This is a genomic window from Rossellomorea sp. NPDC077527, from assembly GCF_044542955.1.
Lineage (GTDB): Bacteria > Bacillota > Bacilli > Bacillales > Bacillaceae_B > Rossellomorea > Rossellomorea aquimaris_E.
Map to the genome: position 1 here is coordinate 662,418 of NZ_JBITVL010000001.1, position 21,102 is coordinate 683,519.

The 21,102-nt window shown below is 44.8% G+C and carries 27 protein-coding genes and 1 pseudogene; 20 read left to right on the forward strand and 8 right to left on the reverse strand.

Features of this window, described 5'->3' with window-relative positions; translation table 11 throughout:
- Positions 1–21 precede the first annotated feature (21 nt).
- Positions 22–774, reverse strand: a complete 753-nt coding sequence (locus tag ACIGG7_RS03330; protein ID WP_397548804.1) for an NUDIX hydrolase — start codon at positions 772–774, stop codon at positions 22–24.
- A 156-nt stretch (positions 775–930) separates the two neighbouring features.
- Between ACIGG7_RS03330 and ACIGG7_RS03335 the strand changes: the two are divergent.
- From ACIGG7_RS03335 to ACIGG7_RS03365, 7 genes and pseudogenes are all read left to right on the forward strand, one after another.
- A pseudogene (locus ACIGG7_RS03335) lies at positions 931–1,114 on the forward strand (helix-turn-helix transcriptional regulator).
- Between the two features lies 1 nt (position 1,115).
- Entirely contained in the window at positions 1,116–1,535 is a 420-nt protein-coding gene (locus ACIGG7_RS03340) for a hypothetical protein (protein ID WP_397548805.1), read from the forward strand.
- A 181-nt stretch (positions 1,536–1,716) separates the two neighbouring features.
- Positions 1,717–2,040, forward strand: a complete 324-nt coding sequence (locus ACIGG7_RS03345) for a PadR family transcriptional regulator (RefSeq protein WP_397548806.1) — start codon at positions 1,717–1,719, stop codon at positions 2,038–2,040.
- A 2-nt stretch (positions 2,041–2,042) separates the two neighbouring features.
- Entirely contained in the window at positions 2,043–2,813 is a 771-nt protein-coding gene (locus tag ACIGG7_RS03350) for a DUF1129 family protein (protein WP_397548807.1), read from the forward strand.
- Between the two features lie 278 nt (positions 2,814–3,091).
- Positions 3,092–3,745, forward strand: a complete 654-nt coding sequence (locus ACIGG7_RS03355; protein ID WP_397548808.1) for a lysoplasmalogenase — start codon at positions 3,092–3,094, stop codon at positions 3,743–3,745.
- Between the two features lie 149 nt (positions 3,746–3,894).
- Positions 3,895–4,434 carry a sigma-70 family RNA polymerase sigma factor gene (locus tag ACIGG7_RS03360; protein WP_397548809.1) on the forward strand — a complete coding sequence of 180 codons (540 nt, stop codon included), beginning with the start codon at positions 3,895–3,897 and terminating at the stop codon, positions 4,432–4,434.
- Positions 4,427–5,065 (forward strand): hypothetical protein, encoded by a 639-nt coding sequence (locus tag ACIGG7_RS03365; RefSeq protein ID WP_397548810.1) that lies wholly within the window; start codon positions 4,427–4,429, stop codon positions 5,063–5,065. Before ACIGG7_RS03360 ends, ACIGG7_RS03365 begins: the two co-directional genes overlap by 8 nt.
- Before the next feature lie 42 nt (positions 5,066–5,107).
- Here the strand turns inward: ACIGG7_RS03365 and ACIGG7_RS03370 are convergent, their stop codons facing one another.
- Positions 5,108–5,302: a hypothetical protein gene (locus ACIGG7_RS03370; RefSeq protein ID WP_397548811.1), complete on the reverse strand. Its 195-nt coding sequence runs from the start codon at positions 5,300–5,302 to the stop codon at positions 5,108–5,110.
- Between the two features lie 398 nt (positions 5,303–5,700).
- Here ACIGG7_RS03370 and ACIGG7_RS03375 point away from each other — a divergent pair, with 398 nt between their 5' ends.
- The 5 genes from ACIGG7_RS03375 to ACIGG7_RS03395 all read left to right on the forward strand — a co-directional run bounded on the left by ACIGG7_RS03375 (position 5,701) and on the right by ACIGG7_RS03395 (position 8,193).
- Positions 5,701–5,901, forward strand: a complete 201-nt coding sequence (locus ACIGG7_RS03375) for a hypothetical protein (protein ID WP_397549088.1) — start codon at positions 5,701–5,703, stop codon at positions 5,899–5,901.
- An 81-nt stretch (positions 5,902–5,982) separates the two neighbouring features.
- Entirely contained in the window at positions 5,983–6,636 is a 654-nt protein-coding gene (locus tag ACIGG7_RS03380) for a hypothetical protein (protein WP_397548812.1), read from the forward strand.
- A gap of 115 nt (positions 6,637–6,751) precedes the next feature.
- Complete coding sequence (locus tag ACIGG7_RS03385; RefSeq protein WP_397548813.1) at positions 6,752–7,264, forward strand: hypothetical protein; 513 nt, start codon at positions 6,752–6,754, stop codon at positions 7,262–7,264.
- A 153-nt stretch (positions 7,265–7,417) separates the two neighbouring features.
- Complete coding sequence (locus tag ACIGG7_RS03390) at positions 7,418–7,972, forward strand: TVP38/TMEM64 family protein (protein WP_397548814.1); 555 nt, start codon at positions 7,418–7,420, stop codon at positions 7,970–7,972.
- 5 nt (positions 7,973–7,977) lie between these two features.
- Positions 7,978–8,193: a hypothetical protein gene (locus ACIGG7_RS03395; RefSeq protein WP_397548815.1), complete on the forward strand. Its 216-nt coding sequence runs from the start codon at positions 7,978–7,980 to the stop codon at positions 8,191–8,193.
- Between the two features lie 14 nt (positions 8,194–8,207).
- Here the strand turns inward: ACIGG7_RS03395 and ACIGG7_RS03400 are convergent, their stop codons facing one another.
- Positions 8,208–8,741 carry a GNAT family N-acetyltransferase gene (locus tag ACIGG7_RS03400; protein ID WP_397548816.1) on the reverse strand — a complete coding sequence of 178 codons (534 nt, stop codon included), beginning with the start codon at positions 8,739–8,741 and terminating at the stop codon, positions 8,208–8,210.
- A 105-nt stretch (positions 8,742–8,846) separates the two neighbouring features.
- On the opposite strand from ACIGG7_RS03400, the gene ACIGG7_RS03405 reads away from it, so the two are divergent.
- The 7 genes from ACIGG7_RS03405 (at position 8,847) to rfbD (ending at position 15,562) form a co-directional block, all read left to right on the forward strand.
- A complete protein-coding gene (locus ACIGG7_RS03405) occupies positions 8,847–9,026 on the forward strand; it encodes a hypothetical protein (protein WP_397548817.1) in 180 nt (59 codons plus the stop codon).
- Positions 9,027–9,651: 625 nt separating this feature from the next.
- The gene (locus tag ACIGG7_RS03410; RefSeq protein ID WP_483880678.1) at positions 9,652–11,835 is read left to right on the forward strand and encodes a hypothetical protein; all 2,184 of its coding nucleotides are present in this window, start codon (positions 9,652–9,654) and stop codon (positions 11,833–11,835) included.
- A complete protein-coding gene (locus ACIGG7_RS03415) occupies positions 11,775–12,140 on the forward strand; it encodes a hypothetical protein (RefSeq protein WP_397549100.1) in 366 nt (121 codons plus the stop codon). Before ACIGG7_RS03410 ends, ACIGG7_RS03415 begins: the two co-directional genes overlap by 61 nt.
- 145 nt (positions 12,141–12,285) lie before the next feature.
- The gene (gene rfbA / locus ACIGG7_RS03420) at positions 12,286–13,182 is read left to right on the forward strand and encodes a glucose-1-phosphate thymidylyltransferase RfbA (protein ID WP_397548818.1); all 897 of its coding nucleotides are present in this window, start codon (positions 12,286–12,288) and stop codon (positions 13,180–13,182) included.
- A complete protein-coding gene (gene rfbC / locus ACIGG7_RS03425; protein ID WP_397548819.1) occupies positions 13,169–13,726 on the forward strand; it encodes a dTDP-4-dehydrorhamnose 3,5-epimerase in 558 nt (185 codons plus the stop codon). The genes rfbA and rfbC overlap by 14 nt, the downstream gene beginning before the upstream one ends.
- A 5-nt stretch (positions 13,727–13,731) precedes the next feature.
- Positions 13,732–14,697 carry a dTDP-glucose 4,6-dehydratase gene (gene rfbB, locus ACIGG7_RS03430; RefSeq protein WP_397548820.1) on the forward strand — a complete coding sequence of 322 codons (966 nt, stop codon included), beginning with the start codon at positions 13,732–13,734 and terminating at the stop codon, positions 14,695–14,697.
- Between the two features lie 16 nt (positions 14,698–14,713).
- On the forward strand, positions 14,714–15,562 hold the full coding sequence (gene rfbD, locus ACIGG7_RS03435; RefSeq protein ID WP_397548821.1) for a dTDP-4-dehydrorhamnose reductase: 849 nt from the start codon (positions 14,714–14,716) through the stop codon (positions 15,560–15,562).
- Here the strand turns inward: rfbD and ACIGG7_RS03440 are convergent.
- Genes ACIGG7_RS03440 through ACIGG7_RS03450 form a run of 3 tightly spaced genes read right to left on the reverse strand, consistent with a single transcriptional unit; the run spans position 15,557 to position 18,190 of the window.
- On the reverse strand, positions 15,557–16,423 hold the full coding sequence (locus ACIGG7_RS03440; RefSeq protein ID WP_397548822.1) for a glycosyltransferase family 2 protein: 867 nt from the start codon (positions 16,421–16,423) through the stop codon (positions 15,557–15,559). The two genes, rfbD and ACIGG7_RS03440, sit on opposite strands and share 6 nt — an antisense overlap.
- Positions 16,424–16,442: 19 nt before the next feature.
- On the reverse strand, positions 16,443–17,084 hold the full coding sequence (locus ACIGG7_RS03445) for an acetyltransferase (RefSeq protein ID WP_397548823.1): 642 nt from the start codon (positions 17,082–17,084) through the stop codon (positions 16,443–16,445).
- Positions 17,075–18,190 (reverse strand): aminotransferase class I/II-fold pyridoxal phosphate-dependent enzyme, encoded by a 1,116-nt coding sequence (locus ACIGG7_RS03450; RefSeq protein WP_397548824.1) that lies wholly within the window; start codon positions 18,188–18,190, stop codon positions 17,075–17,077. Before ACIGG7_RS03450 ends, ACIGG7_RS03445 begins: the two co-directional genes overlap by 10 nt.
- Before the next feature lie 219 nt (positions 18,191–18,409).
- Between ACIGG7_RS03450 and ACIGG7_RS03455 the strand changes: the two genes are divergently transcribed.
- A complete protein-coding gene (locus ACIGG7_RS03455) occupies positions 18,410–19,939 on the forward strand; it encodes a glycosyltransferase (RefSeq protein ID WP_397548825.1) in 1,530 nt (509 codons plus the stop codon).
- A gap of 223 nt (positions 19,940–20,162) precedes the next feature.
- On the opposite strand, the gene ACIGG7_RS03460 is transcribed toward ACIGG7_RS03455, so the two are convergent.
- On the reverse strand, positions 20,163–20,696 hold the full coding sequence (locus tag ACIGG7_RS03460) for a hypothetical protein (RefSeq protein WP_397548826.1): 534 nt from the start codon (positions 20,694–20,696) through the stop codon (positions 20,163–20,165).
- 108 nt (positions 20,697–20,804) lie between these two features.
- Positions 20,805–20,945 carry a hypothetical protein gene (locus tag ACIGG7_RS03465; protein WP_224942619.1) on the reverse strand — a complete coding sequence of 47 codons (141 nt, stop codon included), beginning with the start codon at positions 20,943–20,945 and terminating at the stop codon, positions 20,805–20,807.
- Positions 20,946–21,102: the final 157 nt, after the last annotated feature.

Sequence of the window (21,102 nt, forward strand, 5' to 3'; positions counted from 1 at the left end):
CCAAGGAATCCTTGGCTCTCCTCATGATAGACCCGTTTCTTTCTCCAAAACCGCTTTCAGAAAGTCCGACCTTGGTCTCCGGTCTCTCCTCAGAAACTCAGCAACCGATTCCCGGTCTGCAGGCAACTGGACAATCGACGCAAACTCCGGATTCATACCCTTCTCTTTTAAAGACTGTTCGAAATTCTCATACCGACTCATGAATTCCACTGAAGCAATCTGTAACCGGATGATATAGACGAGGGCAATGTTCCCCCAATTCACGATATAGCGGGGTTCTATGTTTGAAACTACATCAGGGTCATCCAAGTCAATGCCGACTTCTTCCCCTACTTCACGCTTAAGCGTCGCGGAAATATCTATTCGACTACTGTGGATATCCTGCTCATCGATTCCTCCAGCAACAAATTGGATGCGTCCCGGGGTAGAGGTCCAATCATTCATCTCCCCCAGCATAAAAACATTATCCTTCGTCACGAGTACACCGTTCGCCACAATGACACGGCATTTATAGGAGTCTGGTATGTTACGATTCTTTGAATATAAAAAATGGGCATAGTCCGTTTTATGTAGAGTAACCTGCAGCTCATTTTCTGTTTCGCTCATCCTTTTTATGGAATAGACTTCACCCCTGAGGAATTCTTTTCCTTCTGAATGAAGAGCTGCCCAATACGAATCGATGGATTGTTGAAGAGATTCCGGAAGAAAGAAAGGGTCATCCGCAACCGATAAGGTCACGTTTGAGGGGATTTTTTTAATCTGGACTGTGTTCAAATATGTCGCACCTCTTTTCAGGATTGGTAGAGTTTAGTTTAACATATTTTAACAGTTGAGAGTGGGACAAATGACCTTGGTCTAAGAGAATTGAAATATATATATTGCATAATGACATATATATGGTACCATTATCTTTAGAATTGTTGGATGAATATGGAAAACAAAGTGAAGGTTTCCCATGTTGAAAAAAATTCAACTCAGCTGCAGCTGGCAAACGATCAGTTTGATTGAGAAGGGAACTTACATTCCTTCATTGAACTTGTTGTGTCTGGAAATATGTTATGCCGTTGGGAAGACGCTGGATGACGTGTTTTGGATTGAAAAGGGGGATAAGTAGTTTGAAGAAAATCACAGACGAACGACTCATACTACAAAACTTAAAAAATATAAGAGTGCTATTCTTGTTTCAGAACGTAGGAATCATCGGTATTCTTGCTTATGACTTTATCACATCAGGGCTTAGCGGGATGACAGATAATCCTCTTTGGTTTCTTTTTATTATGACAACCATTGTTTCAGCTTATTTGTCCATGAACATCAGTGTTAATCATGAAGAAGAAAGACACCCTCCTAAAAAGAGCTTGTTGATTGCCATCATGGTCGTTACGATTCTATCTGTTTTGTTAGGTGTTATTACCACTATACCAGAAGGGGAGAATATGACAGATGGCATTATCGTCGGAGGGGTTACGCTGATATGCGGGGTGATTCCCGCAATCTATGTGTATTCTATCAGGAAAAAAAGGAACACCGAATAGGAAAAGGTCCGTCCCTCAGTGAGGGACGGACCTTATTTGATTTCGTTCTTGCGTAAAATTCCAGTATCTGCTAAAGTGTATCTATATTGTATTGCAACCTAGTTTGCGTATAGATATTTTTTTGGGTAACTATATTGTATTGCAATATAGTGGAATAGCCTACTGCGAAGGGGGAACGATTGTGTCGTCCAGTCAATTATTAAAAGGGATTCTGGAAGGATGCCTGCTTTCCATCATTTCAAAAGGCGAAGTGTATGGGTATGAAATGATGGAGAAGCTCGCGGCCAACGGATTCAAGATGGTGAAAGAAGGAAGCATATACCCTTTACTGCTTCGCATGAAAAAAGAGGGTCTTGTGACCACTCAGCAGAAAGAAATGCCTTCCGGGGGACCGAAACGGAAATATTATTACATCACTCAAAAAGGGGAAGAGGAGTTGGAGGATTTCAAACATAGGTGGAAAGAAGTCTCGATGAGCGTAAATCAACTATTGGGGGAGGAATAAGGATGCAGTTATCTAAAAAAAGTGAAGACTTTCTCGGGAATCTGAGAATCTACCTGATCTCAAGCGGCAAAAATGAAAAAGAAGTCGACGAGATTGTTGGAGAATTAGAAGACCACTTAGTTCAGGCAGAAAAGAGGGGCAAGAGTGTCGAAGATGTGACCGGTTTGACACCCAATCAATATATGGGACAAATTTCTGACGAGATGCCTATTGATCATAAAAGTATCTTTAAATATATCGTAATGGTATTGCTCGGTGCTCTGTCCTTTATCCTGCTTGGTGATGCTTTAAAAGGTGACCTGGAATATTCACTATTTGTATTGATCGGTTATCCCCTGGTCATGATTGGATTTTTATTCTGCACGGCAGCACTCTTAAAATACGTATCCAGTCACCAGATTTCAAAGAGAAGAGAGTGGACGTTCTATTATATTCTTGGTGGAGTCCCCACTCTGATTTTTATTGGATTGCTATTACTTAGCCAAGTCATGGAGGTTCCAACATTAGCATTTGGAGGAAGTTGGAGAATCTTTGCTCTGATTCTTGCGATCTCTGTCATCCTAGGGGTGTCCATTTGGTCGAAAACCTGGATTCTGTTCATTCTGGCAATCCTTCTTAATGTACCAGAAATGGTTATTCAGCATAGTTCCTTTTCTGAAAAAACAAAACTCATCTTGACCGGAATTGCTATTCCTTTGTTTGTGGGTGGATATTTTGTTTTTCTTTTCATGAGGGAGAAGAAAAAGGAGAAGCAGTCAAGGCCGGTGATGTAATGAAGGTTGATAGGGCGATGCTTGATGGCATCGTCCTTTTGGTTGTTGCGAAAAAAGAAAATCCGACATGCCGGCACGAATAGTATGAAACACGCACGATTACCTGAAATCCCGCATGATTATTCAAAATCCCAGCATGATTCATTGGAGAAAAGCCTTTTCCATAAAGCCAAGAGACCTGTCCCCGCGGTTCCCCATGCCCCCAGAAGGAATTCCTCACACCAAACGAGTATATATATTAAAAGAAGAAAAAATCTCTCCACAGGATGTGACGATTCATGAAAAAAGGGTTATTACCCATTCTCATCGCGATAATGTCAGCCATCTATATATTCATCATTCCTCAAGAGCCCGTTGCTGTAAAAATCATCTTTAAGCTAATCCCGATGATTCTCATCATTGTCTACGCATTCCGGCAACTACCGGCCAAACCGCCTCTGTCCATGCGTCTTATTCTCATTGGTCTGTGCTTTTGCATGCTGGGGGATGCGTTCATTGCCGTTTCATTTATTGCCGGACTTGGAGCTTTTCTAGTCGGGCATGTTTTCTACGTAACAGGCTTTATGAAGCAATCCCGTATGAAGAAGTGGAGTATTAGAGCGGCAGTTCCGATCGCCCTGTACTCTTTCATCATAGGCTGGCAATTGATTTCATCTCTACTGGCGGGTGGGAACGATCCACTCGTCATCCCGGTCATTGCCTACATGCTCGTCATTTCCCTGATGGCTCTATCGGCGATCATGACCGGAAACAAGTGGGCCATTGCAGGCAGTCTTTTGTTTGTTTTATCAGACACCATCCTGTCATGGAATATGTTCGTATCAAACATTCCGATTTCGGATGTTCTGATCATGACAACCTACTACTCCGCACAGTTCTTGATTGCGGGCAGTCTTTCATCTTTTCAGCAAATAAAAGAAAGGATTGTCTAAACTGGAATTTTTTGTGATAATGATAGCGGCACTGCCTGATGAAAGCCTGCCCGAGGATTCTCGACAGGTTTTTGTTTTGGATAAAATTGTAAAAATCAAACTTTATTCATTTGAGCTACGTCTAATATAAAGCAGGTGAACTTTCGAAAATGGAAAAGCGGACAAAATTCGAGAAAGACCAACTACTTGAAGAAGCCATGACGAACTATGGAAATGATGTCTATTATGTTGTCTTTTCCTATGTAAAGGAACATAGCCTCGCCGAGGATCTGACACAGGAGATCTTCATCAAGTTTTATCAAAAGATGGATACCTTCAGGGAGGATTCTTCCCTGAAGACATGGATCATCTCCGTCGCCATCAACCACTGTAAGGACCATTTAAGACGGTGGGACACAAGGATGATCAGTATCTCTAATAAGATCAACGATATGGTGAAGGGAAAAATGGGGGCACCGGAGCAGACCGTGATCAAAAATGAGCAAAATTCTGAGCTGATCCAAAGCGTCTTGTCCCTGCCCGTTAAATATCGGGAGGTTATCTTCTTATATTATTTCGAAGAGATGAAGTTATCTGAGATCGGTGCGAGCCTTGACATCAACACGAATACGGTGAAGACCCGACTGGCAAGAGGCAAGTCCCTGCTCGGTTCCACGATTAAACGAAGCGAGGTGTATAAGAATGGATGAACTGAAATCTTTACATAGACTGATGAAAGAAGAAACCTTCAAAGGCCGGGGGTTTACCGATAAGATGAGAGAGAATATCTTACATGAAATCCATTCTAAACAAGCCAAATCGTTTTCTGGACCTAAAAAACCGATTTTTGCCCCTATCATGTCTATGCTCTTTTTCGCTGCTTGTCTATCCATCTTTGTCTACTTTGGTGGAACACAGCTGGGCATCTTCGGGAACAATGCGAGCGCACCGTTATATGAAGCAAGCGATCGCCCGGAGTTTCTCGGGAAAGAGTTTAAGTTCATCACCAAGGTTCCTTTCGAAGTGAAAAATGTCAGCACGAAAACGTCAGAAGGTCCATATGGAAACATACAAACCGTCACCCTCATGGGGCCAGAAAAACAGACGGTCACGATGTCCTTTCAACTCCTTGAACCTGGGACTGATTTGACCTTATCACAGGAGCCGGTGAACGTTGGTTCTTCTAAAGGAAGCTATACTGAATCAGAGGATCCCTTAAAGGTGAGTATGCTGACATGGATAGAGGGCGAGGTCATGTATGATATGCAATACATGCCGGCACGGTCCGGTATCACACTAACGAAAGACGACATGATACAGATGGCGGAGTCCTTCCGTTAATGAAAAAGGATGATGGTTTCCTGCACCATCATCCTTTTACGGTTAGGGTCCGTAGACCACTTTCACGATCTTTCCACTTTGATCATAGGTGACCTTTTTCCACTGACTCCCGCCATTTGCGCTTTTATATAAGACGATCGTATAACTGCCTGAAGTACTTCTTGAGGCTTCCTTCCAGGTGACGCCACCTTGGCCACCGCCTTCAATGACTTTCGTTCCAACATCCATTTCAGCCAATGTCTACAACTCCTTTTGTTAGAGAATACCATTAATCTATGCCTATCATACTATAAATCTTCTGAATTCTGTTTCTTCACATATAGGTTTGTAATAGAAAAATCACCGGTAAAGATCGGGATATCTTAAGCAAACCTGTTGAGATATTAATATTTTAATAAAAGGGCGGATCGAGGAAGGAGGAAACAATCATATTCGACAAGCTGGCATGATAATGGGAAATCCCGCACGAAAAGCAGGATTTCGGCACGAAAAATATGAATCCGGCATGATTAATGTAAGCATTGTCTAAAATGTGTTTTTTTGAAATAATTGGTAGTGTTAAAGGTTCTGAGGAAATGGTTTTCCTAATTCTAATGGGAAGAAGCGGGGCTATATTCTTTGTGAAAAGGAAGTGGATGTTCTTGGCTAATAATGAATCTTCCAAACCTGCCAAATGGAGTGCGAAATATGGCAGTTTGGTTATTGCAATCAGTTGTTTATTCACTACGATTACAAGTTGGGGAGAGAATTGGATTCTCACAATTGTTTTAGGATTAGGCGTATTGACTTGTGGAACGATCAGTATCTTTGACATAAAGAAAAATATAAATGATTAAGTACTCTCTAATTAAATCGGAAATTCGCTTCTCCCGCCAACTACGATTTAACATAAGTTAATAGAAAAGGAAGATGGAAAAATGGTCCAAAATAAAAAAGCGCTCATTGCCTCAGCCGTGATATTGATTATATGCATGTCTCTATATTTCCCGTATCCCAATCATCAAATGATTTTTAATCGCATGACGTTCATGTCTTTTCCCATCAGCGATCAAGATGGATACAATGTGCTCGCCATCATCGGCTCATTCTTATTTATCTTCGCCATCGTTTTACTGGTGAAGGGGATTTCAAAATATCATGTACGGACAGTGATCATCGTGTTATTTGCTTATTCATTGCTACCCTTGGGGCTAGTTACGTTGTACCAGGAAACATTAGCAAATGGAATTGCCGCCATTTCCTATGATGGAAAGGGAACGTGCGACTTCGAAGAGGAAAGTAACGATTTAGTGAATGGAGAATGCAACCTCCTGATCACCAATCATAGCGGAGACCCGGTGACCTTCGAGGTTGAATTCCTGGATACATTTTTTCCAGAAGAGGATTTTCGATTGACATCACTCATGAATGAGGGCGGTCCTTATAAAATCACGATCGAACCCAATCGTAAAAAATCGGTCAGACTGAAGGAACTACTAGACTTATCAGGTATTCCCAATCATATAACTGGGGGAGGCTCGATGGAGGTTCATTTTAAAATTATGGATGGGGATGAGGAACGGGTTATGTAGTAGGTGTAAGAAAGGTATCTTGTAAGGTGAGACTGAAGGTTATCCGAATTGAAAGAACAGGTGGAGGTACTTCACAATCCTTCCACCGTAGTTTTATACCCGGAGGAGAAGGTGTATGAAGTCATTTATAACTCCATTTGTAGAACAAATGGTTGAAAACTATAAAAAGAAAAACATCCCTCACCAATTTTCACTGAACCAAGTGGATGGGATATTAAAAGAGAAATACCTTGCAGTGGAAGAGAGTGTGTCTGATGCAGATATAGATCAAGAATCTCGCATTCATGCAATTAAATATTATGTCATCACAGATGAGAATGTCTTACAAAGGGTATTTACAGCTATTGAAAAAATCGACTTCTTTGAATTGATGAATTCGTCCGATCAAGATGAGAAACAAACCACCGTAGAAAAAATGTGGACGGATATACAATATGGCCAAAGAATTAATGTTATCTTAGAAAGCATGGATCATACATACATTACTGGCTTTACCCTTCAAGGCATGAGTGAAAAACTCTTTCATGAGTTGAATGTTTTTGTAGGAATCGATCCCGGTGAGTGTACAGTGGAAAATGAATGTTTCCTTCATTACTTAAGGAGTTTAGTGGTTGCCGGATACCTTTAAAACATTTTTGGAAGAAACAATTGAATTATGCCGAAAGTATACAGGGTGGATCATGACGAATGGAAGCAAGGAATGATGTATGGTCCTGGTTTCCTTTTGGGAAAACAAAAATAAAATGGCGACTACTATGAAATATGTCAGGGGCGAAACAACTTGGAAACACACCTCTTAGAATGGTTCAACTCTTTAGGCGTTTATGCCATCGCACTTAGTATTTTACTCAATATCATCATCAGTGTCCTCGGTGTCCTGCCTAGCGTCGCGATTACCGCTGTCAACATCACGTTTTTCGGATTTGAAAAAGGTCTGGCCGTTTCCATTGCGGGAGAAGCGGTGGGTGCGATCGTCAGCTTTATTTTATATCGTAAAGGAATTAAGACTTTCCTTAAAAAGAAGGAAATAAACAGTAAGTTACTGGCGCGCTTACAAAACTCGAGGGGAGTAGAAGCCTTCTGCCTCATCCTCTTCCTCAGGATCTTTCCTTTCATTCCATCTGGGATCGTGACCTTAGCGGCTGCCATCAGTAAAGCAGGGATGATCAATTATTCCGTTGCCAGCACAATAGGAAAAATACCGGCACTTGTCATTGAAGCGTATTCGATTCAGCAGGTGCTGGTGTGGAATTGGAAAGGGAAATTCATTTTGAGTGTGTTTTTACTTTTCATCATTTGGCTTGTTTTGAGCAGAAAGAAATCTGCAAAGGAGTGAACATATTGAAACTCACAAAACGAAGGCTGATTTGGCTCATTCCGAATGTATTTTGTTACCTCATGTTTGTAGGGGTTGCTCTTTTTATCACCTTCTACTTTGAAGGTTTGCAAGAAATCAACCGACTGGGCATCTGGTTGGTGGCTGTGATTCTGTTATTGGCGGTCTCCGTCCACGGCAGTTATACCATTTTTAAATGGATGAGAGAAGGAAGGTTGTAGCTCCGGAACAGCCTTTATGAAGAGAATGCCTCAGAATAGTGAACGACTCCTTGTACATCATGAAGAGCGTTCTCCGTCAATTCCGTTGCCATGAATACATGATCGGGCACGTCGAATGGAGCACGGATATTCCATGAGCTAGCCGGTTTGAAACCGAACTTAGGATAGTAGTGTTCATGCCCCAAGACAATCACGGATTGATACCCCATCTCCTTCGCTCGAGTCAAGGCTTCAGTGATCAGTTGGCTCCCGATTCCTTTTTTCTGATGCTCCGGTGCAACCGAAACAGGGGCGAGGGCAAGTGAATCTACCTCTTGACCCTGATGGACAATGGTCACTTTGGATAGGAGGAGATGGCCGATTGGCTGGTTATTTTGATCGGTGGCGACGAGGGACAAATCAGGTATGTAGGCGTCTGACTTCCTTATACGGTGTATGAGAAGGTGCTCTGTTTGGTCGCTGAGTTTTTCTTGTGAAAAAGCGCTTTTTACCACTTCCTCTATTTGAAGATAGTCTTCAGGCTGTTCTGGTCTTTTGTGAATGTGCATTTGAATTCTCCTTTATAAAATGGGGTTTCACTCATTTTAAAGAGTAGTAAAATGGAAGTCAATGCCAGATTATAGAGAACTATTGAAAAAAAGGAGTCCTTTAAAATGTTTAAAGAAAGTATTCGATTCCCCCTTATCTATTTCGTTGTAAAGACACTCTATCAATGGGTTAAAAACGGGGATATCAGATGGATTGAAAATATGGCAATCTGTTTAGTAATGTTCTTATTCATCCTGTTATGGGAATGGGCAAAGGTACCATATAAGAGAAGGAAAACGGATTGATCGAGGGCCATGTAGGATAAAGGGATTTGACTAATAAGTGTTGATGAAAGTCCATGAAATAGTGGGTGCTTTCTTCAGTTTATTTCATAGAAAAAAGTAGGGTACTAATCCATTTTCAAAGGGATTTGTACCCTTTTTCGTTGTCCCACTGTACCCCTTTTTTTGCAAACCCATGATATACGTTGTGTCCAACCTCCTCCAAAAAATATATACATATATAGATATTGTTAAATAGTGCAGTTTGTTTTCAACCTATGACTGTCAGTTGTAGATTGAAAGAATTAGATGCCGAATACAGGTTAATAAACTATTCAATCGCTCTAGATCGTACATTTTATTAGTGTTTTTTTTCGAGACCAGCATCTGTTTAAGATTTTTTTCCCGGAGGAGAGGAAATTGAACAAGAAGAACAATCAGAAGAAATTGAAGTTAGGAAGACAGAATTATTCACTAGATGACTATTTTAAAGATTTATATGAACCGCCTGAAAGCTGCTCTTTCTATCCATATAAATGTCCTCCAGGTCCTCAGGGACCACAAGGACCTCAGGGGATAAACGGAGAACAGGGTCCTCAAGGGCCAGCTGGGGGAGAACAGGGTTCTCAAGGTCCGCAAGGCCCACAAGGTGTACAGGGTCCTCAAGGAGAACAAGGTCCACAAGGTGAACAGGGTCCTCAAGGAGAACAAGGCCCACAAGGCGAGCAAGGCCCACAAGGCGAGCAAGGGCCACAGGGCGAGCAAGGGCCACAAGGCGAACAAGGTCCCCAAGGAGAACAGGGTCCCCAAGGCGAGCAAGGTCCCCAAGGTGAACAGGGTCCTCAAGGAGAACAAGGTCCACAGGGAGAACAAGGTCCTCAAGGGGAACAAGGTCCTCAAGGCGAGCAGGGTCCACAAGGCGAGCAAGGTCCCCAAGGTGAACAGGGTCCTCAAGGAGAACAAGGTCCTCAAGGAGAACAAGGTCCACAAGGTGAACAGGGTCCTCAAGGCGAACAAGGTCCTCAAGGCGAGCAAGGTCCTCAAGGCGAACAAGGTCCTCAAGGCGAACAAGGTCCTCAAGGAGAGCAAGGCCCACAAGGAGACCAAGGTCCCCAAGGAGAACAAGGTCCTCAAGGTGAACAGGGTCCTCAAGGTGAACAAGGTCCTCAAGGCGAGCAAGGTCCTCAAGGCGAGCAAGGTCCTCAAGGCGAGCAAGGTCCTCAAGGTGAACAAGGTCCACAAGGCGAACAAGGACCTCAAGGAGAACAAGGACCTCAAGGAGAACAAGGCCCTCAAGGAGAGCAAGGTCCACAAGGCGAACAAGGACCTCAGGGTGAACAAGGCCCACAAGGCGAGCAAGGTCCTCAAGGAGAGCAAGGTCCTCAAGGAGAGCAAGGTCCACAAGGTGAACAAGGTCCACAGGGTGAACAAGGTCCACAGGGTGAACAAGGTTCACAAGGAGAGCAAGGTCCACAAGGAGAGCAAGGTCCACAAGGCGAACAAGGACCTCAGGGAGAACAAGGCCCACAAGGCGAGCAGGGTCCCCAAGGAGAACAAGGTCCCCAAGGCGAACAAGGTCCACAAGGTGAACAGGGTCCACAAGGCGAACAAGGGCCTCAAGGCGAACAAGGTCCACAAGGAGAGCAAGGGCCTCAAGGCGAGCAAGGTCCTCAAGGAGACCAAGGTCCACAAGGCGAGCAAGGGCCACAAGGCGAGCAAGGTTCACAAGGAGAGCAAGGAGAGCAAGGCCCACAAGGCGAGCAAGGTCCTCAAGGAGAGCAAGGTCCACAAGGAGAACAAGGTCCACAAGGCGAACAAGGACCTCAAGGAGACCAAGGTCCTCAAGGCGAGCAAGGGCCACAAGGCGAGCAAGGGCCTCAAGGCGAGCAAGGTCCTCAAGGCGAACAAGGTCCTCAAGGCGAACAAGGTCCACAGGGTGAACAAGGCCCACAAGGAGATCAAGGTCCTCAAGGAGAACAGGGTCCACAAGGAGAACAAGGCACCCAAGGAGAACAAGGCACCCAAGGAGAACAAGGCCCCCAAGGAGAACAAGGTCCACAAGGTGAACAAGGTCCACAAGGTGAACAAGGTCCACAAGGTGAACAAGGTCCACAGGGTGAACAAGGCCCACAAGGAGATCAAGGTCCTCAAGGAGAGCAAGGTCCACAAGGTGAACAAGGTCCACAAGGTGAACAAGGTCCACAGGGTGAACAAGGCCCACAAGGAGAGCAAGGCCCACAAGGAGATCAAGGTCCTCAAGGAGAGCAAGGTCCTCAAGGAGAACAAGGTCCACAAGGAGAACAAGGTCCACAAGGCGAACAAGGACCTCAAGGAGAACAAGGACCTCAAGGAGAACAAGGCCCTCAAGGAGATCAAGGTCCACAAGGCGAACAAGGACCTCAGGGTGAACAAGGCCCACAAGGCGAGCAAGGTCCTCAAGGAGAGCAAGGCCCACAAGGAGATCAAGGTCCTCAAGGAGATCAAGGTCCACAAGGAGAACAAGGCCCTCAAGGAGAGCAGGGTCCACAAGGCGAACAAGGACCTCAAGGAGAACAAGGCCCTCAAGGAGAGCAAGGTCCACAAGGCGAACAAGGACCTCAGGGTGAACAAGGCCCACAAGGCGAGCAAGGCCCACAAGGTGAACAGGGTCCTCAAGGAGAACAAGGCCCTCAAGGAGAACAAGGTCCTCAAGGTACACAAGGAGAACAAGGTCCTGAAGGGGGCCCGCAAGGCGAGCAAGGTCCACAGGGGCCGTCAGGTCCTTCAGGTGGAATGTCAGCCATTTTCCTTGCCACTTCGCAGAACGTTTCAAACGGAAACTATGTCGGGTTGAGTACCACTTCAGGTGTATATTCCCGAAGTACAGTAGTGGTACCTCAGAACGCTACGATTACAGGAATCGCTTTACACACGCGCGATAACGCAATAGGGTCTGTCACAGCTACGGTTGTGAGAAGTACTACATGTGATCTTACTCCTTCCGATACCGCAGCGACTGTAACCGTTAATGATCCGGATTGCTGCGATTTTGCACCTGCAAGTGTCGCAGTCAATGAATGTGACCTATTGTCTGTTAGGATCGATTATACTGCTTCAAACCTGACCACCGGTGTGGCCATCACGATTTTACTATCCTAGAAGTGGAATGAAAGAAATAGTCGTACTGCGGTACGGCTATTTTTTTTGTGATCAGACGGAGCACTTCCTCTTCAGAGTAGTACCAATTCATTTTTTGACTCATAGACTAAAAATGAAAGATGTATTTGTTCAGGGAGGGATGGAATTGAAAGGCATCATCTTAGCAGGAGGCAGCGGAACCCGGTTATTTCCCTTGACGAGATCGGTTTCTAAGCATTTATTGCCGATTTATGATAAGCCAATGATCTATTATCCCTTGTCGACTTTGATGATTGCGGGAATCAGGGAAGTCCTGGTCATCTCAACCAAGGAGGATGTCTCGCGTTATAAAGATTTGCTGGGGAACGGCTCCCATCTCGGGATCAGCATCGAATATAGGGTTCAGTCTGCGCCGGAAGGGATTGCTCAGGCGTTTCTAATCGGCGAGGATTTCATAGAAGGAGATCGGGTTGCACTGATTCTCGGGGATAATCTTTTTTACGGGTATACTTTCGAAAAGAAAATGATGAAAGCTGTAAAACAAGAGAGTGGGGCTACAATATTCGGCTGTTATGTGAACGACCCTGAGCGGTTTGGGGTGGTGACCTTCTCTAAGAAAGGGAAGGTGCTCTCGATTCAAGAGAAACCAGTGAATCCCTCATCTCATTACGCGGTGCCGGGGCTTTATTTCTACAATCACCGGGTGGTGGACATAGCTAAAAGTCTGAAGCCTTCCAAACGGGGGGAGCTTGAGATTACGGATATCAATCAAGCCTATCTCTCGGAAGGTGAACTATCCGTGCAATTGCTTGGATCGACCGATGCCTGGATTGATGCTGGTACCCCGCAGTCTCTGTTCAGGGCATCACAGTTTGTCAAGACAATAGAAGAAACACAGCAGATAAAATTGGGGTGCATTGAAGAGATTGCTTACCGGAAGAGGTATATCTCTGAAGCACAAATGAACACTCTTGCAGATACTCTTGTGAAAAGCGATTATGGTAAGTATTTAAAAGAGTTGGTCAAGAAAAGGCGATTCGAGGTGGAACATGAAGATACGTGAAACGGAAATAGAGGGGGTGTGGATTCTTGAGCCAAGAATTCATACAGATCATCGGGGATTTTTCATGGAAACCTTTCATAAACAATGGCTGAAAAGCCTGGGGCTCCCTCAAGAGTTCAAACAGGATAATCACTCCTTTTCCAAGGAGAAAGGTGTCTTAAGGGGGTTGCATTATCAATTGAATCCGAAGGCTCAGAGCAAGCTTGTGAGAGTGGTCACCGGTTCCATCTATGATGTGGTAGTAGATCTGCGCCGAGATTCAACCACATATGGCCACTGGCTTGGTTTCGTATTGGATTCAGAGAGTAATCGCCAGCTACTTGTGCCGAAAGGGATGGCTCATGGATTTTGTACACTTTCTCCAAACACAACGGTTTTGTACAAAGTCGATGAGTATTATGATCCTTCTTTGGACAGAGGGATCAAATGGGATGACGAGAAACTGTCCATCGATTGGCCGGTAGCGTCTCCGGTATTATCCGATAAGGATTTTGCACTGCCTTCGTTGGAACAGGCGGAATTTGATTTTTCAATAAAGGAGTAACGTATATGACGATACTGGTGACAGGCGGGGCGGGATTCATTGGAAGCCACTTTATCCGCTACATGATCGAGAAGTACCCGAAGCAGCCCATAGTGAATGTGGATGTTTTGTCGTATGCCGGTAATTTGAAGAATGTGAAGGATATCCAAGGGAGTGAGCATTATTCCTTTGTGAAGGGGGATGTGACGCATCATGAATTGATGGACGATGTGATAAGAAAGCATCATGTGGAGCTGATTGTCCATTTTGCCGCAGAATCCCACGTGGACCGGAGTATCCGAAGCTCTGCGGAATTCGTCCGGACGAATGTGATGGGAACCCAATGTTTGTTGGATATCGCCAAGGAACATGGGATTCGGTTTATCCAAATTTCCACGGACGAAGTGTATGGATCGTTGGGACGCTCTGGGGCATTCACAGAAGAGAGTCCTCTGAAGCCGAACAGTCCATATTCAGCCAGTAAGGCAGGTGCAGACTGTCTTGTCCGTGCTTATTACGAAACATTCGGTCTGAATGTGAATATCACCCGTTGTTCCAATAATTATGGTCCGTTTCAATTTCCGGAGAAACTTATTCCCCGTATGATCCTACAGGCCCTTCAAGAGAAGGAGCTGCCGGTTTACGGAAATGGAGAGAATATCCGTGATTGGCTGCATGTCAGGGATCATTGTTCCGCCATCGATGCCGTTATTCAAAAAGGAAAGCCCGGTGAAGTTTATAATATCGGAGGACACAATGAGCGAACCAATCTCGAGATTGTGCATAGTATTGTGGATGCTCTCGGGAAGTCACGGGATCTTATCACGTTTACTGCCGACCGGCCGGGTCATGATTTTCGCTATAGCATTGATTCTGGAAAAATTCAAAGGGAACTGGGGTGGAGTCCGTCCCATTCGTTTGAAATAGGTCTTCTGGAGACGATTACCTGGTATCAATCGAACGAAGAATGGTGGGGAAAGAGAACGGAATGAAAGGAGGAGATTCTCTGTGAAGAAGGTGCTTGTCACAGGAGCCGAAGGGCAGTTAGGGACGGACCTTTGTCGGCTTTTGAAGAGCCGCGGGTATAAAGTGATGGGGAAAAATAAAGCTGAGATGGATGTGACGAATCAAGTCAAAGTGGAAGAAGTCATCTTGAACGCACATCCGGATGTCATCATCCACTGTGCTGCATACACAAAGGTGGATGCAGCGGAAAAGAATGCCGACCGGGCCTTTCTGGTCAATGCTTGGGGCACCCGCTATGTGGCAACGGCTGCAGAACGTTTGGGAGTACCTTTTGTGTACATTAGCACCGATTATGTATTTGATGGGGAATCAGGGGTACCCTATCATGAATTTTCCCGTCCATCACCAATCAATGTATACGGGGAATCAAAGTTAGCAGGTGAAAGGATCGTGAAGGAAGTGCATTCACGGTATTTTATCGTGCGAACATCCTGGTTGTTCGGTCAAAAAGGTCCGAATTTTGTCGAGACAATGCTGAAGCTTGCAAGAGAGAGAGAAACCCTTTCCGTTGTGGATGATCAAAGGGGGAGCCCGACGTATACCGTGGATCTTTCATCGTCCATTGTCGGGCTCATCGGCACCTCCAAATATGGAACATACCATATAAGCAACTCAGGCTACTGCAGCTGGTATGAATTCGCGGAAGAACTGTTCATCCAGCGCGGTATGGAAGTCGACCTCAAACCGTGTACGTCAGAACAATTTAAAAGGACTGCTAAGAGGCCAGCCTTCTCAGTGCTGGATCACATGGGGCTCAGGATCAATCATTTTGGACCGATGCCTCATTGGAAAGACGGTTTGAGGAGATATTTAGCTCAGAATCCATCATGACCTCAGTTGGTTCAATGTATCAGCGATCCGTTTGAGATCGTCCTTGAAAGCGGGACGATGTTGCACCCTTTCCCGATAGCGGAGAAGGGCTTTTTGAAAATCTTCATCTGCTTTTAAAAAGCCACCTTCCCTTGACGCGATGATCAGGTCCAGCCACTGGCTGAACGTCTTTTCACCAAGAGTCTGATTGTTTTGGGACGGATGGATCCTGAAGTAGCTCAAGGCATCCTTCAAGTAAGCTGCCTTCCCTTTGGAAAGAAGCCCAAGCCAGGAAGCGAGATCGTTCAGCAGGGAATATTGTTTCCCCTTATAAACGCCAAAAGGCTCATCAAGATCGCTTTTTCTGAATAGAACCGTCGTAGGCTCTCCGACAATATTCAAGCATTGTGTCAGAGCCATGTCCCCAAATACCCTGCCATCCATGATCCTTGATTCTTTGAATAAGCGTTTCGTAGCGGTTAAGGGGGCGATGGGATCCCCTGCTTCATTAATGGTTTGCCTGAAAGAGGTCACAAGGGAAATCCCTTCAAATGATTCAAAGAAATAGATCATTTTCTTTATTTTGTCACGGTGAAATACATCATCGTCCATCAGATAATTGATGTATTCCCCCTTAGCCAGATCAAAGCATTTATGCCAGTTTTTCAAGAACAGATTCTGCTCGTTCTTTACATAGGTGATGAAGGGGTGCTTCTTTAAATAGGGCTGAACCATTTCCTTTACATCATCGTTCGAACTGTCATCACAAATGATCACCTCGATCGCCGGATACGATTGGGAGAGGACACTCTCTAAAGCAATTTTCAATGTGCCAGGCCGATTGTATGCGGGAATGACGACGCTCACCAACGGTCGATCCATCTTATCACCTCATTCTTCGTTATGGCCAGTTTTTCTTAAATATGGCGGGGACCCCGCCATACAGCGTATAGGGAGGGACGTTTCCTTTCACAAATGAACCGCCTCCGATCATCGACCAGGCTCCTATGGATACCTTTTCCCGGATTGAACTCCCGATCCCGATTGTTGCTCCTTCTCCCACCGTTACATTTCCTGCTATGCTTGCACCTGGGGCAACCGTTGCATAATCGTGAATGATATCATCATGACTCAGGATGACACCCCTATTCAGAATCACGAAGTTACCGACCTGAACGTTCGTCGTCAGGATCGTTCCTTCACAAATGATCGTTCCTTTACCGATTGTATTCCGATTGGACAAATATATGGAAGGGTGAATCAAAGAATCCGCTGGCTGAAAGCCGAGGAGTGTCGTTTTTTCAACGAAATGTTTCTTTAAAAAAGGATCACCTACTCCGGCGCATACTATCCTCACCTGATCCTTGAGATGCAGAATATCTTGGAGATCACCGAGAACAGGGAGGCCGTCCACGACTTTTCCCTTATACTCTGGTCGCTCATCAAGAAATCCGATGACACGTACTCCTATTTGCTCGCATAGATGAAGAACCTCCCGTGCATGACCGCCGCATCCCCATATGACAAGCGGTCCTATGAGCAAGCCATCCTTGTTACAATTCGTTCCACAAACGGCTCCGTCATTTCCTCCCACAAGGGAAGGCTGACAATTCTTCTTGAAATATGGTCCGTGTAGCGCATGGTCGTTCGCTTATGGTTTGAAAACAGGGGATGCTGATGGCAGGGAGGTGAGAAATAGGTGCGGGCTTCGATTTGATCTTGATTCAGGACCTCGATGATTTCATGGTTTTTCTTTTCAGGTGGGCATAAGACGGGCATGAATTGATAGGGAATCCGGCCCTTTGCCGCTTGAAGTTCCCACCCCTGTGATAAAAGCCGCTTATCCTTCAAGGCTTCAACATACCATTGGTAGACTTTTTGACGTTCACCTATCTTACGCGGATAGGCCTGTAACGTGGCAAGCCCGATAGCCGCATGATATTCAGACATTTTGCCGTTCAGTCCTTTAAAAGCAGTTTCTCTTCCTGTGGTGAATCCGAAATTTTCCGTTTGTCTGATGTCTGAAATGGATCCTTCATCCCTTGAATAGATGAGACCGCCTTCTCCCACACCAAATGATTTTGTTGCATGGAAGCTAAATACCACAGTTCCAGGAAACCCTTTTCCGAAATGTCCGTATTGTCCATTCACACCGAAGCTCGCTGCCGCATCTACAATGACCGGTATCCCTGAATCATGTAAAGAGGCATAATACGTAAGATCCAGATTAGTTCCGAATGTGGCATACGGCATCACGGCCGCCACTTGATCTCCCAAGGTGGAAAGTAATTCACCGACCATTTCTGTATCCATGCACCAATCGTCCTTATTTACATCGACAAAGTACGGTTCCAGTCCACACCATAACGCCGATAAAGGGGTGGCTGAAAAGGTGAAGCTTGGCATCAGTACATACTTTCCATGAGGACGTCTGCATCTTGAAAGGGCCAATATCAATCCGATGGTCGCGTTGCTGACAGTGGTGACCGCTCCATCTCCGTCAAAGTAATCGTCCAGGATCTCTTTTTCAAGACGTGCATTGAGCGGTCCGAAATTGCTATATTGTCTGGAAGCGTCAATCTCTCTCAAGTATGGAAAAAGATCTTCCTGGGTCACTAAATGAGGTCGTAAAAAGGGAATATTCATCATAGGATAGGAACGTTCAACTCCTTTCCCTATTCAATATATTTTGAGGGAAGGGAGAATAGACTTTGAATAAAGATCACGTTCGCCTGTGATGGAGAAAGAAGTATTGCCGTCGAATCCCCGCCCATCAGAAAGCTACCTGACTGTATGGAAGCGGTGAAGAAAAAGGTTCATCATATCTTCCAACCATAGCCGTTTTATTTCAATGAAAGGAGAGTGATTATGCTGTTAAGTGATATGCCAATATTGACTGCCTATCTAGTGATTTCGAAACAAAATAAAGATGAGAAGGTAGGGGGAATGATTCAGAGGCTAAAGGAAAGAGGAATCTCGGTGAAGGTATTGGGACCGGTCGATCCATTTCCGGAGATTCAGCCCAAACATCCCCGTGTATATGTCACACTCGGACCAGACTGGAAAGAGTTCAAAGGGGTGAATGCACTTTCCGTCATTGAGAGGAGGCGCTGGCTTCATTATTCCACCACAGATGAAATCGAGCCTGACCAGTTGTTCTACTGCTGGTTGAAACGGACCGATCCCATGCCAGTCACGAAAGGGGTCCCACCCAGCCGCTTTACGACAGACCTGCCCTTGGTGTCCGTATTCACTGCAGCCTATCGATCAGGGGGGAAAATCAAGCGTCCCTATCGCTCGCTCCTTAATCAAACTTATACTAATTGGGAATGGGTGATCGTGGATGATTCCGGCGACGATGATGCCACATATCATAAAGATCTAAAGTCGCTCGAGGATCCTCGTGTGAGATGTTACCGCCAGGATTCACGGAGCGGTTACATTGGAGCAGTGAAAAGGTATGCAGCGGGTCTATGCACCGGAGAGATTCTTGTGGAAATCGATCACGATGATGAATTGACACCAGACTGTCTGCAGAAAATCGTGACTGCATTCATTGACAATCCAGATTGTGGATTTGCCTATGGTGACTGTACGGAAGTCTATGATACAAGCAAGCGGGCTCATTGGTACGGTTGGGATTCAGGGTACGGATACAGTATCTATTATCGAGTGTGGGTCCATGCTATGAACCGGTGGCAGAATGTTAATAAGCACTCAGCCATCAATGGGAGCACCATCAGGCATCTGGTCGGCTTGCCGAATCATCCGCGTGCGTGGACGAGAGAGTGCTATCACTTGGTGGGGGGACATCGGGAAGAACTGATGGTAGCAGACGATTATGATCTCCTCGTCCGTACATTCCTGACCACGACTTTTGTAGCCATTCCCGAGTTATTGTACATCCAATATCGAAATGAACACGGCAGCAATTCGACCTTTACCCGGAATCAGCAAATTCAGATTCTGGTCAAACAGCTCCATCGTTATTATCATGAGCGAATCGTTCAACGATTGCGGGAAAAGAATCTTATAGAGGAAATTCCCTACAAGCGCGTTTGGGAAAGGAAAGAAGATGATAAAGGAAAAGAGACGGCCCATATCATCCATGAAGACGAGTCGAGGGTGTCAATCCTTTTTCCCATTCCATACTCTTGTAAGGACTACGATTCCACCCAGTTGATCAAGACCCTCAAAAAGGGCAGCGAAACCCGGTTCCGGAATCAAGAAGTTGTCGTGGTGGGGCGCATCCCGACTGAAGTGGAAACCTATGCGTCCCTGGCACCGATGGGATCCATTAAGTGGTGGCCGATGGAACCTGTTGACTCTGTAGAAACATGTATTTCGTATGCTAAATACTGTTCTACTTGCAAAGAGAAGATTGTGGTTATGCCGTAGGGGTAGCGATTTTTGAAGATATGGTAAAGTTCCTGTTTTGGATGATTTATCAGGGTGCTGTGTCAGTGGCTTTCAAAGATGGTTGGGAAGTGGAGTAAGATAAAGGTTTGAACGTAAGAGTAGAGCTATTTTAAAAAGTGGAGTTTTTTTATGGAATCTGGAGTCATGAAGGAAATGAGGGTGGACATATTGAATGGTGATGTCTCTTATTTCATTTCGAAACTTATCGTTCCACCCGGTTCTCAAGATTGAAGACACGTTTATCGATATCTGTCAGTCTTGTATTCAAATAGTGAAATTCAGATTCTGTATTCTGTTTCGTCATTTTTAATAAAGCAATGACACCTTCGGTTTGTGATCCTTCAATACGATTGACCGTTCCCTTGATTTCCTTTACATCGTCTTGGGTCGTTTTTAAATCGGAACGAATAGTACGAACGTCATCTTGGGATTCTTTCAGATCCGAACGAATAATACGGACATCATCTTGGGTTTCTTTCAGATCCGAACGAATAATACGGACATCATCTTGAGTTTCTTTTAGATCAGAACGAATAATACGGACATCATCTTGGGTTTCTTTCAGGTCTGAACGAATAATACGAACGTCATCTTGGGTTTCTTTTAGATCTGAGCGAATGGTACCTACATCAGCTTGAGTCTTTTGCAACTCACTTCGAAACTCTTTCATATCGCTACGGACTTCTTTCATCTCACCTTGTAAATCTAGAAGTATTTCAAGGATCTGCTTTTCCAATTTTCTCACCTCCTTCATTCCATTATAAAACATGTGAATCGGACATTCTACCTTCAACCCATACCTCATTGAACAAGCAGAAGGCGGTATGAACCGCCTCCTCTGTCATTAGTCACGCATGGCTCCTGCTTCACGGGAAGTCATGGCTCCCTGGCCATTTGCTACATCTTTTTGTATTTGTTTTTTCACTTGTTGAGGGTCGGTCCCAGACGGCAAGGCTTTCATTTCAGATTTATTCGTCTGTTTCATAAAGAAAATCACCTCCCAGTTTGTTCTTAGTATGAACAGGCATGCGGGAGATATGTTGAAGCGATAAAAGTTTATCTTGTCCAGAAAAAGGAAGAGAGATATAATGAAAATGATTCTTAACTAATAAAGGAGGGAATATCATGCATACGTTCACTGT

Coding starts and splice junctions, on each gene's coding strand:
- ACIGG7_RS03350 (WP_397548807.1), top strand. CDS start 2,043: ATGCAGTTATCTAAAAAAAGTGAAGACTTTCTCGGGAATCTGAGAATC.
- ACIGG7_RS03355 (WP_397548808.1), top strand. CDS start 3,092: ATGAAAAAAGGGTTATTACCCATTCTCATCGCGATAATGTCAGCCATC.
- ACIGG7_RS03360 (WP_397548809.1), top strand. CDS start 3,895: ATGGAAAAGCGGACAAAATTCGAGAAAGACCAACTACTTGAAGAAGCC.
- ACIGG7_RS03365 (WP_397548810.1), top strand. CDS start 4,427: ATGGATGAACTGAAATCTTTACATAGACTGATGAAAGAAGAAACCTTC.
- ACIGG7_RS03375 (WP_397549088.1), top strand. CDS start 5,701: ATGTTCTTGGCTAATAATGAATCTTCCAAACCTGCCAAATGGAGTGCG.
- ACIGG7_RS03380 (WP_397548812.1), top strand. CDS start 5,983: ATGGTCCAAAATAAAAAAGCGCTCATTGCCTCAGCCGTGATATTGATT.
- ACIGG7_RS03385 (WP_397548813.1), top strand. CDS start 6,752: ATGAAGTCATTTATAACTCCATTTGTAGAACAAATGGTTGAAAACTAT.
- ACIGG7_RS03400 (WP_397548816.1), bottom strand. CDS start 8,741: ATGCACATTCACAAAAGACCAGAACAGCCTGAAGACTATCTTCAAATA.
- ACIGG7_RS03405 (WP_397548817.1), top strand. CDS start 8,847: ATGTTTAAAGAAAGTATTCGATTCCCCCTTATCTATTTCGTTGTAAAG.
- ACIGG7_RS03415 (WP_397549100.1), top strand. CDS start 11,775: ATGTCAGCCATTTTCCTTGCCACTTCGCAGAACGTTTCAAACGGAAAC.
- rfbC (WP_397548819.1), top strand. CDS start 13,169: ATGAAGATACGTGAAACGGAAATAGAGGGGGTGTGGATTCTTGAGCCA.
- rfbB (WP_397548820.1), top strand. CDS start 13,732: ATGACGATACTGGTGACAGGCGGGGCGGGATTCATTGGAAGCCACTTT.
- ACIGG7_RS03440 (WP_397548822.1), bottom strand. CDS start 16,423: ATGGATCGACCGTTGGTGAGCGTCGTCATTCCCGCATACAATCGGCCT.
- ACIGG7_RS03450 (WP_397548824.1), bottom strand. CDS start 18,190: ATGATGAATATTCCCTTTTTACGACCTCATTTAGTGACCCAGGAAGAT.
- ACIGG7_RS03455 (WP_397548825.1), top strand. CDS start 18,410: ATGCTGTTAAGTGATATGCCAATATTGACTGCCTATCTAGTGATTTCG.
- ACIGG7_RS03465 (WP_224942619.1), bottom strand. CDS start 20,945: ATGAAACAGACGAATAAATCTGAAATGAAAGCCTTGCCGTCTGGGACC.